21 protein-coding genes are annotated in these 14,184 nt (G+C 57.0%); 17 read left to right on the forward strand and 4 right to left on the reverse strand.

Annotated features, from left to right (window positions below; genetic code table 11):
- Window positions 1-23: 23 nt before the first annotated feature.
- The 9 genes from F6A13_RS02710 to F6A13_RS02750 all read left to right on the forward strand — a co-directional run bounded on the left by F6A13_RS02710 (window position 24) and on the right by F6A13_RS02750 (window position 5,803).
- Window positions 24-644, forward strand: coding sequence for a MotA/TolQ/ExbB proton channel family protein (locus F6A13_RS02710; protein ID WP_126604914.1), 621 nt, complete (start codon window positions 24-26; stop codon window positions 642-644).
- On the forward strand, window positions 641-1,045 hold the full coding sequence (locus F6A13_RS02715; RefSeq protein WP_126604916.1) for an ExbD/TolR family protein: 405 nt from the start codon (window positions 641-643) through the stop codon (window positions 1,043-1,045). The genes F6A13_RS02710 and F6A13_RS02715 overlap by 4 nt, the downstream gene beginning before the upstream one ends.
- A gap of 3 nt (window positions 1,046-1,048) precedes the next feature.
- The gene (locus F6A13_RS02720) at window positions 1,049-1,735 is read left to right on the forward strand and encodes a lysophospholipid acyltransferase family protein (RefSeq protein WP_113526865.1); all 687 of its coding nucleotides are present in this window, start codon (window positions 1,049-1,051) and stop codon (window positions 1,733-1,735) included.
- Window positions 1,732-2,877, forward strand: a complete 1,146-nt coding sequence (locus F6A13_RS02725; RefSeq protein ID WP_126604918.1) for a glycosyltransferase N-terminal domain-containing protein — start codon at window positions 1,732-1,734, stop codon at window positions 2,875-2,877. Before F6A13_RS02720 ends, F6A13_RS02725 begins: the two co-directional genes overlap by 4 nt.
- Window positions 2,874-3,875: a tetraacyldisaccharide 4'-kinase gene (gene lpxK, locus F6A13_RS02730; protein ID WP_126604920.1), complete on the forward strand. Its 1,002-nt coding sequence runs from the start codon at window positions 2,874-2,876 to the stop codon at window positions 3,873-3,875. Before F6A13_RS02725 ends, lpxK begins: the two co-directional genes overlap by 4 nt.
- On the forward strand, window positions 3,875-4,057 hold the full coding sequence (locus tag F6A13_RS02735) for a Trm112 family protein (RefSeq protein ID WP_009566883.1): 183 nt from the start codon (window positions 3,875-3,877) through the stop codon (window positions 4,055-4,057). The genes lpxK and F6A13_RS02735 overlap by 1 nt, the downstream gene beginning before the upstream one ends.
- The gene (kdsB, locus tag F6A13_RS02740) at window positions 4,054-4,815 is read left to right on the forward strand and encodes a 3-deoxy-manno-octulosonate cytidylyltransferase (protein ID WP_126604922.1); all 762 of its coding nucleotides are present in this window, start codon (window positions 4,054-4,056) and stop codon (window positions 4,813-4,815) included. Before F6A13_RS02735 ends, kdsB begins: the two co-directional genes overlap by 4 nt.
- Window positions 4,816-4,836: 21 nt before the next feature.
- Window positions 4,837-5,358, forward strand: a complete 522-nt coding sequence (gene ppa / locus F6A13_RS02745; protein WP_113526861.1) for an inorganic diphosphatase — start codon at window positions 4,837-4,839, stop codon at window positions 5,356-5,358.
- Window positions 5,359-5,422: 64 nt separating this feature from the next.
- Window positions 5,423-5,803, forward strand: coding sequence for a hypothetical protein (locus tag F6A13_RS02750; protein ID WP_126604923.1), 381 nt, complete (start codon window positions 5,423-5,425; stop codon window positions 5,801-5,803).
- Between the two features lie 21 nt (window positions 5,804-5,824).
- Here F6A13_RS02750 and F6A13_RS02755 read toward each other — a convergent pair whose 3' ends face one another.
- Window positions 5,825-6,808: an integron integrase gene (locus F6A13_RS02755; RefSeq protein WP_126604925.1), complete on the reverse strand. Its 984-nt coding sequence runs from the start codon at window positions 6,806-6,808 to the stop codon at window positions 5,825-5,827.
- Window positions 6,809-7,082: 274 nt separating this feature from the next.
- Between F6A13_RS02755 and F6A13_RS15530 the strand changes: the two genes are divergently transcribed.
- From F6A13_RS15530 to F6A13_RS02785, 6 genes are all read left to right on the forward strand, one after another.
- Entirely contained in the window at window positions 7,083-7,529 is a 447-nt protein-coding gene (locus F6A13_RS15530) for an SEC-C metal-binding domain-containing protein (RefSeq protein WP_215890783.1), read from the forward strand.
- Window positions 7,530-7,690: 161 nt separating this feature from the next.
- On the forward strand, window positions 7,691-8,152 hold the full coding sequence (locus F6A13_RS02765) for an SRPBCC family protein (protein WP_126604927.1): 462 nt from the start codon (window positions 7,691-7,693) through the stop codon (window positions 8,150-8,152).
- 89 nt (window positions 8,153-8,241) lie between these two features.
- Window positions 8,242-8,799: a plasmid fertility inhibition factor family protein gene (locus tag F6A13_RS02770; RefSeq protein ID WP_126604929.1), complete on the forward strand. Its 558-nt coding sequence runs from the start codon at window positions 8,242-8,244 to the stop codon at window positions 8,797-8,799.
- Between the two features lie 85 nt (window positions 8,800-8,884).
- Complete coding sequence (locus F6A13_RS02775) at window positions 8,885-9,316, forward strand: VOC family protein (RefSeq protein WP_126604930.1); 432 nt, start codon at window positions 8,885-8,887, stop codon at window positions 9,314-9,316.
- Between the two features lie 88 nt (window positions 9,317-9,404).
- A complete protein-coding gene (locus tag F6A13_RS02780; RefSeq protein WP_126604931.1) occupies window positions 9,405-9,794 on the forward strand; it encodes a tautomerase family protein in 390 nt (129 codons plus the stop codon).
- Window positions 9,795-9,864: 70 nt separating this feature from the next.
- Window positions 9,865-10,644, forward strand: coding sequence for a restriction endonuclease (locus tag F6A13_RS02785; protein WP_126604933.1), 780 nt, complete (start codon window positions 9,865-9,867; stop codon window positions 10,642-10,644).
- Between the two features lie 98 nt (window positions 10,645-10,742).
- Here the strand turns inward: F6A13_RS02785 and tnpC are convergent, their stop codons facing one another.
- Genes tnpC through tnpA form a run of 3 tightly spaced genes read right to left on the reverse strand, consistent with a single transcriptional unit; the run spans window position 10,743 to window position 13,100 of the window.
- Window positions 10,743-12,380 (reverse strand): IS66 family transposase, encoded by a 1,638-nt coding sequence (gene tnpC, locus F6A13_RS02790; RefSeq protein ID WP_126604935.1) that lies wholly within the window; start codon window positions 12,378-12,380, stop codon window positions 10,743-10,745.
- 49 nt (window positions 12,381-12,429) lie between these two features.
- Window positions 12,430-12,777 carry an IS66 family insertion sequence element accessory protein TnpB gene (tnpB, locus tag F6A13_RS02795; RefSeq protein ID WP_012536650.1) on the reverse strand — a complete coding sequence of 116 codons (348 nt, stop codon included), beginning with the start codon at window positions 12,775-12,777 and terminating at the stop codon, window positions 12,430-12,432.
- Window positions 12,768-13,100, reverse strand: a complete 333-nt coding sequence (gene tnpA, locus F6A13_RS02800) for an IS66 family insertion sequence element accessory protein TnpA (RefSeq protein WP_126604936.1) — start codon at window positions 13,098-13,100, stop codon at window positions 12,768-12,770. The genes tnpB and tnpA overlap by 10 nt, the downstream gene beginning before the upstream one ends.
- A gap of 19 nt (window positions 13,101-13,119) precedes the next feature.
- On the opposite strand from tnpA, the gene F6A13_RS15945 reads away from it, so the two are divergent.
- A complete protein-coding gene (locus F6A13_RS15945) occupies window positions 13,120-13,701 on the forward strand; it encodes a GIY-YIG nuclease family protein (protein ID WP_126604938.1) in 582 nt (193 codons plus the stop codon).
- Between the two features lie 7 nt (window positions 13,702-13,708).
- Window positions 13,709-14,152 (forward strand): DUF6884 domain-containing protein, encoded by a 444-nt coding sequence (locus F6A13_RS02810; RefSeq protein WP_126604940.1) that lies wholly within the window; start codon window positions 13,709-13,711, stop codon window positions 14,150-14,152.
- Window positions 14,153-14,184: the final 32 nt, after the last annotated feature.

Here is a 14,184-nt window from a genome sequence, read left to right on the forward strand (position 1 = left end):
ATCGAACGGGTTCTGGAGGCGATGTGCAAGAGTTGCTGGGATTGTTCAAGTTAGGCGGATTTGTTCTGCCGATTCTTATTTTGGCGGCAATCGTCGCTTTGGCCATCGCCGGTAATCGTCTCTGGGTCTTGCGGCGGGGACGTATTGCACCGCGTGATCTCGCGCCCCGGGTTGGGGAACTGGTGGACGCGGGCAAGGTGCAGCAAGCCGTGAAGGTGCTGTATGAAAACGACACGCCCCTGGCCAGGATGATGTTGGTGGCGCTCCAGAGCGCAGGACAGCCGCGCGACGTGATCAAGGAGTCGGTGGAAGAGACCGGCCGTCATGAAGTGGCGCATCTCGATCGTTACCTCAACTTTCTGGGTAGTATCGCCGGTGTGGCGCCCTTGCTGGGTCTGCTTGGCACCGTATTCGGCATCATGCATGCGTTTGCGGCTATCGGCATGGTGGGCGCGGGCGATCCCAAGGCGTTGGCGAGCGGCATCGCCGAGGCGCTCATCACCACCGCCAGCGGTCTTATCGTCGCCATCCCCAGCCTGATGTTCTATCGCTATTTCAAAGGACGGGTCGATGCGTTGGTGTTGTCCCTCGAAAAAGAGGCGCTGAAGCTGGTGAATCAGATAGCCGCGGGGGCGGAAAAATGAATCTGCGTCCGCGGGTGAGCGAAGAACCGGAGATCAATGTGATCTCCATGGTCGATATCGTGCTGGTCCTGCTGCTGTTCTTCATGGTCACCAGCAGCTTTGTGCACCAGTCCCATCTTTCCATGGAACTGCCCAAAGCCCAGCAGGCCACCGCCGGTGAGCCGAAAACCCCTATCACCATCGACCTCAGCGCGGCCGGGCAGGTGCGTATGAACAAGCAGGTGGTGCCGATGTCCGATCTGGCCGGACAACTCAAAGCGCTTGCCGCCAAAGATCCGGAACGGGTGATCGTCCTGCGCGCGGACAAGAATACGACGCAGCAGTACGTCATCGATGTACTGGACGCGGCGCAGGAAGCGGGCCTGACCCGGATCAGTTTCGCAACCCTGAGCAACCACTGACCCGTGCGGCTGGAAGGGCGCTCCTTACGCGTGGTGGCCGCACTCGCGGCTTATATCATCAAAGGTATGGCCCTCAGTGTGCGCTGGCACGAGGAGGGGGATGCCAGCGTGCGCGCCCTGATCGAGGCCGGACAGCCTTTCCTGCTGGCCTTCTGGCATGGGCGGGGGGTTATGGTCGCCCAGGCCTACCGGCGAGTGGGCGGACGTAAAATAAAAATCCTTGTCAGCGAACATCGGGATGGCGAGCTGATTGCTGCCACCATGGCACACTGGGGCTATGGTGCGGTGCGCGGGTCGACCCGGCGCGGGGCGGTCAGGGGCGCACGAGGGATGCTGCGGGCCGCTCATGCGGGGTACGACCTGGCCATCTCCCCCGATGGTCCGCGCGGTCCCCGCGAAGTGCTGCAAGAGGGCGTTATCGAATTGGCGCGCATTTCCGGCCTGCCCATCGTGCCGGTCACCTATTCGGCACGCTGGGCGAAACGCTTCGCCAGTTGGGATGGTTTTCTGCTGCCCCTGCCGGGCGCACGTGGGGTGATCCTCTGGGGCGAACCGCTGCGGATCCCGCGCGACGCCAATACGGATACCCTGATCGCTTTGCAGCATGCGCTTGAGGCTGAGATGATTGCACTGCGGCAACGCGCTGATGCCATGGTTGGCCGGACGGAACCGACAGGCGGGACATCATGACGTATTACGAAAGCGGTCTGCTGCGTGCGCGCTGGGCAAGCTGGCAGGATGCGCGCGCCGGACGAACGGCGCAGGCCAACGCCCGCTGGGGCTGGATCAAGGCCCCCGGCGAGCGCGGTCCGATCCTGTGGATGCAGAGCTTCAGCGATGCTGACCAGCAAAGGCTGGGTATCGAGCTGGCGAAAGCCATGGCCGAAAAGCGCCGCGACCTGCGCATGGTGATGACCTTCGAGACCGAGTACCCGGCCCTTCTGGAGCAATACACCGAAGGTGCCGAGCGGCTCGGCTATGGTTTCGGACCCTGCGACCATCCCCAGGCGGTGGGGCGGATACTGGAACGGCTGATGCCCCTGCGTTATCTGGCACTGGGCCGGGCGCCCAGACCACGGCTTGCCGCCGCCCTGGGCCGACGGAAGATTCCCGCCGTGCTGATGGCGGCTGATCCTGGCCTGCAGATCCCGGCGCCGCTGGAGGCCGTCTACCCGCGGGATGCGCGCCAGGCCGGGGCCTGGGCCGGGCGGCGGGTCACTGAAGCCGTTCAGGAGCCCGTGGACTTCACCACCCTGTTCACCATCGCCCAGGTAGACCCCAATTTCCGGACGATGATCAGCGGTACCGACGAGGGCCTGCTGTGGTGGACGCAAGGGCTGAGCGCCGCCCAATGGGCCGGATGGCGGCGGGCCTGGGCCGCATCGCCCCTGTCCCGGCACGGCTTACTGTTTCTTGGCGGTACCGGCGCGCCGGCAGATCTGCCCAGGCTGTCCGCTTGGCAGCGTGCGCCCTTGCCCGCCGGGGCGGTGGTCGTCGCCGATGATGATCGCTGGTATCCGGCCCTGTCCGCCGGAGCGCAGGCGGTGCACCTGCAGAACGCCTCCCCGATGTTGCAGTGGCAGGTTTATGCGGGCTCCCGGCCCATCAGCGTCAGCCCCGGCGTGACGCTGAACGCCGCCGAACCATTGGATGCCGACACCATCCTCACCCTGGAGAAGCCCGCGCAAATCCTCGACCATTGGCAAGCCCTGCGTGGGGATGCCATGGCCGCCCGCCAGCGTGGTGACGCCACCCGGCGCATTTTCTGGCAGGAACGCCGCCATGCGGGCGAACGTCTTCCGGAATTTTTACAGCGGGTTTTTGACTGGTGACCCTCCGTCAGACTCTGGAGCAGCAATGGCAGGATGGTGGTGCACTGGCCACCGCCTTGCGGCCTCTGGGGGCGCTGACCGGCAAAGTGGCGCAATGGCGGCGGCGGCACATACAGGGCAGGGCGGCGAGTATCCCCACCATCGTCGTCGGCAACCTGGGTGTAGGAGGCAGCGGCAAAACGCCGCTGGTGGCGGCGCTGGCACGGCAACTCACGGTAGCGGGCTGGCGGGTGGCCATCATCAGCCGCGGCTATGGTGCCCGGCCCCCGCACTGGCCCTATCGGGTGCAACGCGACGACAGCCCCCAACAGGCCGGGGATGAGCCCTTGTTGCTGGCGCAGGAACAGGGACAGACCCAAGCGGTCTATCTTTGCCCTGACCGCCATCGCGCCATCGCCGCAGCGGCGGCGGATGGTTATAAACTCGCGCTACTGGATGACGGTTTCCAGCACCTCGCCCTGCAACCCAGCCTGCGTCTGCTGGTGCTCTCCGGCCCACGCCCTTTGGGTAATGGCCACTGCCTGCCGGCCGGCCCTCTGCGCGAGTGCCCGGACGCCATGCTCCATGCCGACGCTTTGCTCATGGATGCTGCCGCCACCGCCGCCATCCCGGAGCGCAACGGCGGGCCACCCCGCTTTCTTTTCCGCATCCAACCCAAGGATCTCGTCGCCGTCAACGATCCAGGCCGCTCCCGCAGCCTCGACAGTCTGCAAGGACAGCACGTAACGGCGGTCACCGGCATCGCCCGCCCGCAGCGTTTTGTCGCCAGTCTGGAGGCCCTGGGCGCCATTCCTGACCCCCGATTTTTCCCCGACCACCACGCTTTTTGCGCCAGCGACATTGCCTATTTGCCCCGCCCCCTCGTCATGACCGCCAAGGATGCCGTAAAATGCCGGAAGTTCGCGCAGGCCGACGACTGGACCCTGCGCATCGAAGCGGAGCTGGAGCCCTCCTTTCAGCCCTGGCTGGAGCAATCATTGCTGCCCTGGAGAAGCTGATGAGTATCGACCACCGCCTGCTGGACCTGCTTGCCTGCCCGCAATGCAAGGGCAGTCTGCAACCCTGTGCCCAGCGTCAGGCCCTCTGCTGTCCGCGTTGCCATCTGCAATATCCCATCCGCGACGACATCCCGGTGCTGCTTATTGACGAGGCCAAGCCCTACGAGGACAAGCCCGCGTGAGCTTCTGCGTCCTGATCCCCGCCCGGCTGGCATCTACCCGCTTGCCGCGCAAGGTGTTGCTGGACGTGGGTGGCATCCCCATGATCGAGCAGGTGCGGCGGCGTGCGCTGGAAAGCGGCGCAGCGCAGGTGGTGGTAGCCGCCGACCACCCTGAAGTGGTCGACTGCGTCCGCAGCTATGGCGGTGAAGCTCTGCTGACCGCCGCGGGGCATGTCTGCGGCACCGAGCGCGTGGCGGAAGCCGCGCGTCTGCTGGGACTGGCCAACGACGCCATCATCGTCAATCTGCAGGGTGACGAGCCGGGCATGACGCCCGCCCTGTTGCACGCCACCGCCCAACTGCTGCAGGATCATCCGCAGCGGCAGATGGCCACCGCCGCCGTCTCCATCACCCACTGGGATGATCTTGCCGATCCCCACTCGGTCAAGCTGGTGCTCGATGCCGAAGGCTGCGCCCAGTACTTTTCCCGCGCCCCTATTCCCTGGGATCGCAGCCATTTTCCTCTCAGCAGCGGGCAGACTTTGCCGCAAACCCCAGGCATCTGGTGGCGGCATCTCGGTCTCTACGCCTACCGCAATGCCTTTTTGCAGGACTACGCCTGCTGGCCAGCCAGCCCGCTGGAATCCATCGAATCGCTGGAGCAGATGCGCGCGTTGGAGCGCGGCGTGCAGATTGCGGTATATTGCGCGGCAGAAGCGCCCGCAGCGGGTGTGGACACCGCCGCCGACCTCGACCGCGTGCGCGACCTTTTTCCCTGATCACTCACAAGGAGTTTTTGCATGGACCTGAAAAAAATCCCGGCCGGCCAGTCACTGCCGGATGACGTCAACGTCGTGATCGAGGTGCCCCAGGGTTCCTCCGTCAAATATGAACTGGATAAAGAATCCGGCGCCATCGTGGTCGATCGCTTCCTTTTCACCGCCATGCACTACCCGCTTAATTACGGCTTCATCCCCAACACCTTATCCGACGATGGTGATCCTACCGATTGTCTGGTTCTGGCACCCCAGCCCGTTGCTCCCGGCGCCGTGATCCGCGCCCGGCCGGTCGGTGTACTGATGATGGAAGACGAGAAGGGCATCGATGCCAAGATTGTCGCCGTCCCCCACGACAAGGTCGCCACCGGTTACTCCGCTATCCGGGATGTCAGCGATCTGCCCGAGCCACTGCGCCACCAGATCCGCCATTTCTTCGAACACTACAAGGACCTGGAGCCCGGCAAGTGGGTCAAACTCAAGGACTGGGCCAGTGTGGCCGAGGCCCGCAGGATCATCGAAGCGGACGCCGCGCGCTACGCCTGAAGGTCTTGTCGCCCTGCGGTGAAGCAGGCAGACTGAGAGTGACTCGCTTATGCAGGAGAGCCCCATGTCCGCATCACCGCTGGCGCCCAAGTCCCCCTCATCGACGTCCCTCAAGCCGTCCGCCTTTACCGGCCTGCAACTCGCCGAGCCCCTCTGGAAAAGGGTCCCCAGCCGCGACGATGCCGGCCATCTCCTCTCTGATTTCCGCATGATTTTCCCCGGACTCCGCCAGAAAAGCGGTATTCGCCAGCAACACACTCTACGAATCATCAATGCCGTATTGCATCATTACGGCTCCTGGGTGGTATTTGCCGATTTCAATATGCGCACGAATTTGCTCTGGGTGAGTATTCGTCCACGTCCTGGTTTAACGCTGGAAATTCCCGCAGCGATTAAAACGCTGGTGCCGGAAGCGTTATTATTGGCGCCCTATTGGTGGCGGTAATGGGCGGCAGTTATGGATGAGTTACATATCCAGCGGGCTGATAATACCACGACCGCCTTTGTTCATGACGTGGGTATAAATCATAGTGGTATTTACGTCTTTATGTCCTAAAAGCTCCTGCACGGTGCGAATGTCGTAGCCTGCCTGCAGCAGATGGGTTGCGAAGGAGTGGCGTAACACATGGGGTGTCACCGGCTTTACAATGCCGGCACGGCTTGCCGCAGTACGTATTGCGCGTTGTACCGTCGCCTCATAAATATGGTGCCGTCTTTGTACCCCGGAACGCGGATCAATACTTAATGCAGGAGACGGGAACACATACTGCCAGCCCCAGGATTGCGCACTGGAAGGATATTTCACCGCCAGCGCATCCGGCATAAAGACCGCCCCAAGACCGTTTTCTAAATCTGTATCATGCAGTAATTTGGCCTTTTCCATTTGCTTTTTTAGGGGTAGTAGAATGTTTTCCGGTAAGACGGTCACCCGGTCTTTAGCCCCCTTACCATCCCGGATGACGATTTCGCGGCGTTCGAACTCCACGTCTTTTATCCGGAGGCGCAAACCCTCCAACAGACGCATACCCGTACCATAGAGCATGCTCGCGATGAGCCACATCGTTCCTGAGAGCTCGTGCAGTAAGGCGCGGGTTTCCGTTGGTGTCAGCACCACCGGCAGGTGCTGCGAAGGTTTGGCGCTGGTGATGTTATCCAGCCAGGGCAGGTCAATACCCAAAACCTGCTTGTAGAGAAAGAGCAGCGCCGCCTTGGCCTGATTTTGGGTAGAGGATGAGACGCTGCGTTCAGTGGCGAGATGGCTCAGGAAGGCCTCCACCTCGGCGGCACCCATGTTTTTGGGGTGCCGTTTCTGATGAAAAAGAATAAAGCGCCGCGCCCAGTCCGTATAGGCCTCTTCGGTGCGGATGCTGTAATGCATCACCCTGATCCGGGCACGCACCTGGTCCAGAAGCCTGGGCGGGGTGCTGGGAGTTGCTTGGCTATTTTCCATCCCGAAAATTTTAGGCTGTCCTAAATTTTTAGGAAAGGGCGGTGTTTTGTAGATACAGTATGTTGGTTATTTATCATGTTGCGTTAGGCGCCATGTATGTGGTAGCGTTGTACAATCTAAATTATGTTGGGCATCATAGGAAGCATCCATGCCATCAATCCCAGCCTTCTGTGATACTTGTGGAACAGCATTTCCATCCGGTTTTTTCTTTGAGAACGCGTCAAACGTCACGCTATCTGGAAACAAGTCGGGTCCATGTCCGAGTTGTGGAGGCATGGGGCATGTCCCAGACGGTGTTTTCAATTTTATTGGCAACACCATTGAGATATTGTCAGCTCCCCAACGGACCGTTAAAGAGCTGTCTCGCTTAGTTCAAATAATTCACGAGGCCAAAGAAAAGCAACAATCAAACGAGCAAGTTGCTGCACTGATAAAGCAAGAGCTTCCCGGGCTTTCTTCACTGGCTGACATCCTGCCGAAGAATCGAGGAGAGCTTTATGGCTTTCTTGGTGTAGTGCTTGCTGCTATCACGTTGCTTACCCAATCCCCACAACCATCTCAAAACATAACAATTAATGTGTCTCAGGTTGTCGAGCAAACACTTGTAAACGCATCGACTCCTAAGCAGATGGCATCGCAATCAAAGAAAATTGGTCGAAACGAGCCATGCCCATGCGGCAGCGGGAAGAAATACAAAAAATGCTGCGGCACTCTCAAATGACGCCCAACCCGGCAGTCGAGAGGGACTGCGCAAAAGCGCGCAGCCCCTCACTTTTACGTTATGCTTCAAAAACGTATCCGAACAGTTTGATGTCCGAAAACAACGAGAATTTATGCCACGTAAGAAGTTATAGATCCCACTCCATTATCTAGGAGGTTTCTATGGTCAAGGTCTATTACAGTAGCGTCCTGAACCAACCCGCAGATCGAGTTTGGGGTTTTGTTCGAGACTTCAACAGCTACCCGAGCTATATTGAAGGGGTTGCCGAGAGCGTTATTGAAGACGAGAAAAACGGTGATGAAATTGGTGCTGTGCGACGCTTTCGTATAGGCCAAACTTGGAAGCGGCAGCGCCTGACTGCCCATTCTGACTCTCAGCGTTCATTCAGCTATGCGGGGATGGAACCAATCGAGTTCCCGTCGCATGGCGGCATCGATGCTCCAGCCGCCGCCAACTATGAGGGTACCTTGCGGCTCACGCCGATCGTAGATGGGAATCGAACCTTCATTGAATGGTTTGTAGAACTCGATTGCACGCCAGAGGACGCCACCCAATGGAACGAATTGTTCACCAATCTAATCCCCAAGTGGGTAAATTCCTTGAAACGCGCCTTGGACGGCTAGTAAAGCATAACAATTCGCTGCAGCCGACCGTCATCCCGCTACGCGGTCTGCCGGCGGCTGAGCTCAAGCGTTAGGCATGGGAGAGTGCTTTGGTTACGTTTAGCACAAAAGACTATTGGGGCAATCTGTTTGTCGTCTTCACCGTGCCCCTCCCCAATCGGCCTCCCGTCTTCATGTCAATGAAAGTGACGGAATACAACAAGGACAAGTCCGGAGTTGTTATTATTGATCCCGAAAAATTTCTTGAACTTTGGCGTAATGAGCCACACAGCATCCATAGGTCAGAAGCAAATGGCACCCCGCAAACGTGGCCGCATGATCGAAAGTATGGACATGCTGCGGAGGGCTTTTCTCACGGGTTTGATAACCCAGTTCCGCTAGCCTATGTCTCGCATGGCATCAGCACTCGAACCATTGTTTCGCACAGGTTCCTTTGGTTCGGGAAAAGTGTGCGCCACGAGCAGTTTCATTATGTTGGCTTTACGAACGGTATCACCAGAACGATCTGGTTGCTAACCCAAGGGTGCACTGCCTTTCCAGTCGAATGCGAAATGCCTGGAGCTAGAGAGCTACACCGAGTAGCCGCCGCGCCAAACACGCATTTCTATACAGTTGGTGAACTCGCAGAGGTGGCATCACATGCCTAACCCATCATTCCACCGGACCTTGCGCATAAAGCCGCGCAAGGCCGGTGAATTCAAACGTTAGCCCTGCCAATCACAGAGCCATACCATGACCGAAGTTATTGGAATTGACCATATCTATATCACCGTTTCCGATCTTAATCGCTCGGAGATTTTCTATGACCTCGTTTTATTAGAGGCACTGGGCTTTCGCAAAAACAAGTTCACTCTGGGCGGCGACCCTCACGTTCAATATTTCAACCGCCATTTTGGTTATGTCCTTCGGCCTTCGCGTACCGAAGCCGCACACGACTCATATTCCCCTGGGTTGCACCACTTCTGCCTCCGCGTTGATTCGGCGGAGGGAGTCGCTGCCGTAGCCACTCAGCTTCGTAGATCCGGCATCGAGGCATCGGAAGCTAAGCTCTATCCTGATTACGCCCCTGACTATTGGGCAACATTCTTCACCGACCCCGACGGCATCCGTCTTGAGGTCACGAATTACCGGCTGGAACGCCGAGAGCGCCATGACGGTTGGTAAAAGCAGGGCTAACACTACATTCGAGCGGGACGCGCCAAAAGCGGCGCGCCCCTCAATTTGAACGTTAGGTTTCACAAGGACGCATCCTATGGCACAAATAAAAATTTATGGCCTAAAATCTTCGCTATTGGAAAAGACTTCTTCACTTTCATCTGCGATTCACGCAGCGATCGTCGAAGCACTGGTATTTCCTCCCGATAAAAAATTCCACCGGTTCATCGCGCTAGAAAAATCGGAGTTCATCTTTCCGGAAGATCGCAGTGACAACTACACGATTATTGAAATTTCAATGTTCGAGGGTCGATCAGCCGAATCAAAAAAATCGCTTATTCGCCTAATTTTTGCCAACATCGAGCGTGATGTAGGCATTGCACCGCAAGACGTAGAAATCACTATCACTGAGACGCCAAAACAAAATTGGGGTATTCGCGGTATATGCGGCGATGAGTTGGCTTTGGGGTACAAAGTCAATGTGTAACCTAACCTTGCATTCAAGAGGGACGCGCTAAAGCGCGCCCCTTAATTTAACGTTATACAAAAGGAAGAGTATGGCTAAGCCGGGGACAGACTTTGAGGACTACGTCCACTACATCTACAGCACCCTTCTAAACTTGAAGGGTGAGAAGGTGCGCGTATCCAAGCGTACGACATTCAAATTACCATCCGGTGAGTCTTATGAGGTTGACGTATTCTATGAATTCATTCACGTTGGTGTAAGGCATCGCGTAGCCATTGAGTGCAAGGACTGGAAGTCCCCCGTTAGCCAAGGACAGATTTTAGAATTCCACCAAAAGATTAAAAATATTGGTGATGACGTGGTCGGGATCTTCGTGTCACGTTCTGGTTACCAGTCAGGCTCGAATGCTGTAGCTGCACGGCATAAGATACGCCTACTCGAAGCCAAAGATGTGCCGACAATTCATGGCATGTTATCTCAGCATATAACAACAAGCTTTATTCCAGAAGATGGCTGCATCGGCGAACCTTTTTGGTATGTGGCAGAGCTAGATCGTCCTGATGGTGAACCAACCGGAACGTACTATGCTTTTCCAGAAGACAGTCCGATAAATATACCGCTATTTATCTCGAAGCAATACGCGTTGAAATTTCACGCTTCGCTTCCCGATAAAGATAAATTTAAAGTATATGGCATGGCTCAACATAAGCTTCGAGGATTACTTGCTTTCGCAATACCGCAGAAAATATCATTTGGAATAGTGTTCAATTATCCGACAAGCAATGGTGGTCTAAAGATAAAACCATTGAGTGCGATGGAATTAAAAAACGACTACCTTTTACTAGACGTCCCAAAGAGTCTAGAAAAATAAATAGTGTCACAGGAGGTGCCACGGGGTGCGAGTCGTGTGTATAACTATTCGGTCAACCGTAAACGTTCAGCCAACCCACCCTTGCGGGTTGGCGCCAATCAGGCTAATGCAGATTTTTTCCAGTTCCACGGCAAGAGTTCGTGGAGTTTTTTGTTGGGCCAGGTCGGGAGCTTTTCGAGCACGTCACAGAGGTACGCGAAGGGCTCGATGCCGTTGAGTTTGCACGTTTCGATGATGCTGTAGAAGGACGCGGCACGCTCGCCACCGGCATCATTTCCAACAAATAAAAAATTCTTGCGACCAATGGCCACGCCCCGCAGCGCTCGCTCCACCGGATTATTATCGATGCTGAGTTGTCCTTCTTCGAGGTAGAGCGTCAGTGCTTTCCAACGCTTCAGCGCATAGCCGATGGCTTTAGCGATGCCACTTTTCGGCGCCACCTGCATCTGGGTTTCCGTGAGCCAGGCATGGAAGGCTTCCAGCAGGGGACCGGCACGCTGCTGCCGGGCGGCGACTTTCTGATCTGGTAGAGATTCCTTGATCTCCGCTTCGATGGCGTAGAGTTTGACGATCCAGGCCAGGGCCTTCTGGGCTACCGGACTGGGACCCCGCTGTTCCACGTCATAGAAGTGGCGGCGGACATGCGCCCAGCATCCCGCTTCGATGATCTGTTCCTTGCGGTAGAGGGCATCATACCCCCCATAGTCATCGGTCTGGAGAATGCCTTTCCAGTCGCCCAGGAAGTGTTGCGCGTGGATCCCCTTACGGTCCGGGGCATAATCAAAGACCACGACGGGATGCGGGGCATCCGCCTGGCTGCGATACACCCAGAGATAGGCTTTGTCCGTCTTGCCGCTGCCGGGGTTGAGGACGGGCAAGGGCGTCTCGTCGGCGTGCAGAATCTTTCCTTCCAGCAAGGCCCTTTTGCAGGCTTCGGCGAGCAGGCTGATCCAGTATTCGCCCTGACCCAGCCAGCTGCAGAGGGTGGCGCGAGAGATCGGTACGCCCGCTCGCTGGTACTGGGTTTCCTGCCGGTACAAAGGCAGGTGATCCACGTGTTTCGCCGTCATCACATGGGCCACCAGGCGCGCCGTGGGCAAGCCCTTGTCAATCACCTGTGCCGGTAATGCCGGACTTTCGAGGGTACCGCAGGGGCGGCAGACCAGTTTGGGGCGGATATGGCGAATCACCTGGAAGCGTCCGGGGATATAATCCAGTTTTTCGCTGATCTCTTCCCCGACCGTTTCGAGTGGACCCCCACATTGCGCGCAAGTGCAAGTCTTGGGATCGTGACGTACTTCTACCCGGGGCAGATGGGCGGGGATCGCCATGCGGCCGGGGTGCCGGCGTACGGGACGGGCGGGGACCGCTACGGTCTGCGCGTCGGCGGCTGCTCCCTCTGCACGGCCAGCGGTCACGGCCGCACTGTCTTCCAGAACGGTTTCGAGGAGGCTTTCCATCGCCGCGATTTCGGTATCCAGCGCTTCTTCCCAAAGACTGATCTGGTCGGGAGAGAGCTTTTCCGAACGGCGTCCGAATCGCCAGCGCTGCAGTTTGGCGATGGTGCTTTCCAGGCGGGCGATGGTTTCATCGCGCAGGGCAATGGCCGCTTGCTGTTGGGCGATGATCCGGGTGCGTTCCGCTTCCTGTTCCTCCTGCTGTTGCAGCAGGCTCAGCACCAGATCGCGCAGGGCGTCCGGGCTGGTGGGAAGAGGCGTTTGCGGCGCTGAAATCATCAGAAAATAGTATCGGAACTGGGCTATTTATACAAGAAATTCCCGCTAGTTACAGCAGTGTTGGTGTGCATTTTTCCAGGCTCGGTAACGGCGTCCACGGGCGCCCCTCTACCAGCATCGCCCACTGCGCAGCGGAGAGTTCTATGGCACCGGCATCGGCGCGGGGCCAATGGAGTCGTCCCTGATCCAGACGGCGATACACCAGCCAGAAGCCCAGTCCATCCCACAGTAACAATTTCAGACGATCCCCTCGGCGGTTGCGAAAGACAAAAGCATGACCGCAAAAAGGATCGGCAGCCAATACCCCCTGTACCTTGGCCGCCAGGCCATCAAAGCCTAACCGCATATCTACGGGCGCTGCCGCGAGCCAGATCCGGCTGCTCGAATTTAGCCACATGGTCTTTCCAGAATCTGCACCAAGGTCTGGAGCCAGCTGGTATCTACCGGCGCCGCAAGCTTCAGGCTACGACCGGATAACAGGTGAATTTCCACCGGTGAAACAGGCGTCCTGACCGGCGCGGCCAGAGTTACCGGCAAAAACCCTTCGGGCACGGCGGACAGCAACGGCGTTTGTATAGAATCGGCAAAGCGTTTGCGCCAGTAATGCAGCGTGGCTACGGCGATCCCCGCCTGCGCACAATAATTCTTGACCGACTGTCCGCTCGCCTGAAATCCCTCTACCTGCTGCCGCCAATAAGCGACTTTCTCTTCTTTCTTCATCACCATCCCTCCGCGCTGAATGCAGATCAGGATCGGTCAGGTCAGGAAATTTGGGAAGGTGGGTTGCTTAGACGCTTACAAATGGTCGAATCTCCCTACGTCCCCTGGTGTTTACTGGTGGTATTTCCCACGCATAGCACTTGATCATTTTCGCATTGCCGAATTCTGTGACGTCACGAAACTACGGTTACGGACCGCGCCAGATGGCAAAGTGTGCCTCTATCACGGTTTAGCTAAGAGCATCGCACAGCGCGTGGAATGGCATGCAGCTCAAAAGTTAACATTGAGTTGCTTACAGACCGGTTTCCTCTCGACCTTCCGGTTTACTCTTCTTGCCCTGAACGACTTTGATTACTCGGAAGGAGCGGAAAAGATCGACAAGTATTTCGACGCTCTCTCTGTCAGTTGGCGATCGACGACGACAAGGGAAGATGCAGAATCCATCGAGTGTAACGAGCTTCATGGCGAATACCATTACCCACTCAACATTCAAGGGAACAAACGGCCTGAACTATTAGCTTTTACCCGCCATTTGAAGGCCATGCGAAGCGCCTACAAAAAACGATATATCAGTAGTAGTGACCATCATTGTGCGAAGTGAGATGACAATGCAATCCAACAATTCCACTATCTATCTTGTTTCTTGTGTCAGCAAAAAACGAAATCAACCATGCGCGGCACGTGATTTGTATATTTCTGATTGGTTCATCAAGGCGCGTCGATATGCAGAATTATCTTTATATCCATGGTATGTGCTATCTGCCGAGTACGGTTTGGTTCCTTCCGATCAAATAATTGCACCATATGAGCGAACGCTCAACACGATGAGGGTGGTGGATCGCCGATCTTGGGCCGATCATGTATCCCTTCAAATCTCGGAAGCCGCTCCAGACTTGAAACAAGTGGTGTTCTTGGCAGGTGTGCGGTATCGTGAGTTCTTGACCAGCCACCTTTCCGATAGGGACGTAAAAGTATCGATCCCAATGGAAGGGCTGCGAATCGGAGAGCAACTGAGTTGGCTTTTACAGCACACCTCGTTGTCTGTAGATTAATGGTCAAGCGGCCGAACAATTCATTCAATCCG

The organism is Acidithiobacillus sp. 'AMD consortium' (genome assembly GCF_008926505.1).
GTDB classification, from domain to species: Bacteria; Pseudomonadota; Gammaproteobacteria; order Acidithiobacillales; family Acidithiobacillaceae; genus Acidithiobacillus; species Acidithiobacillus ferridurans.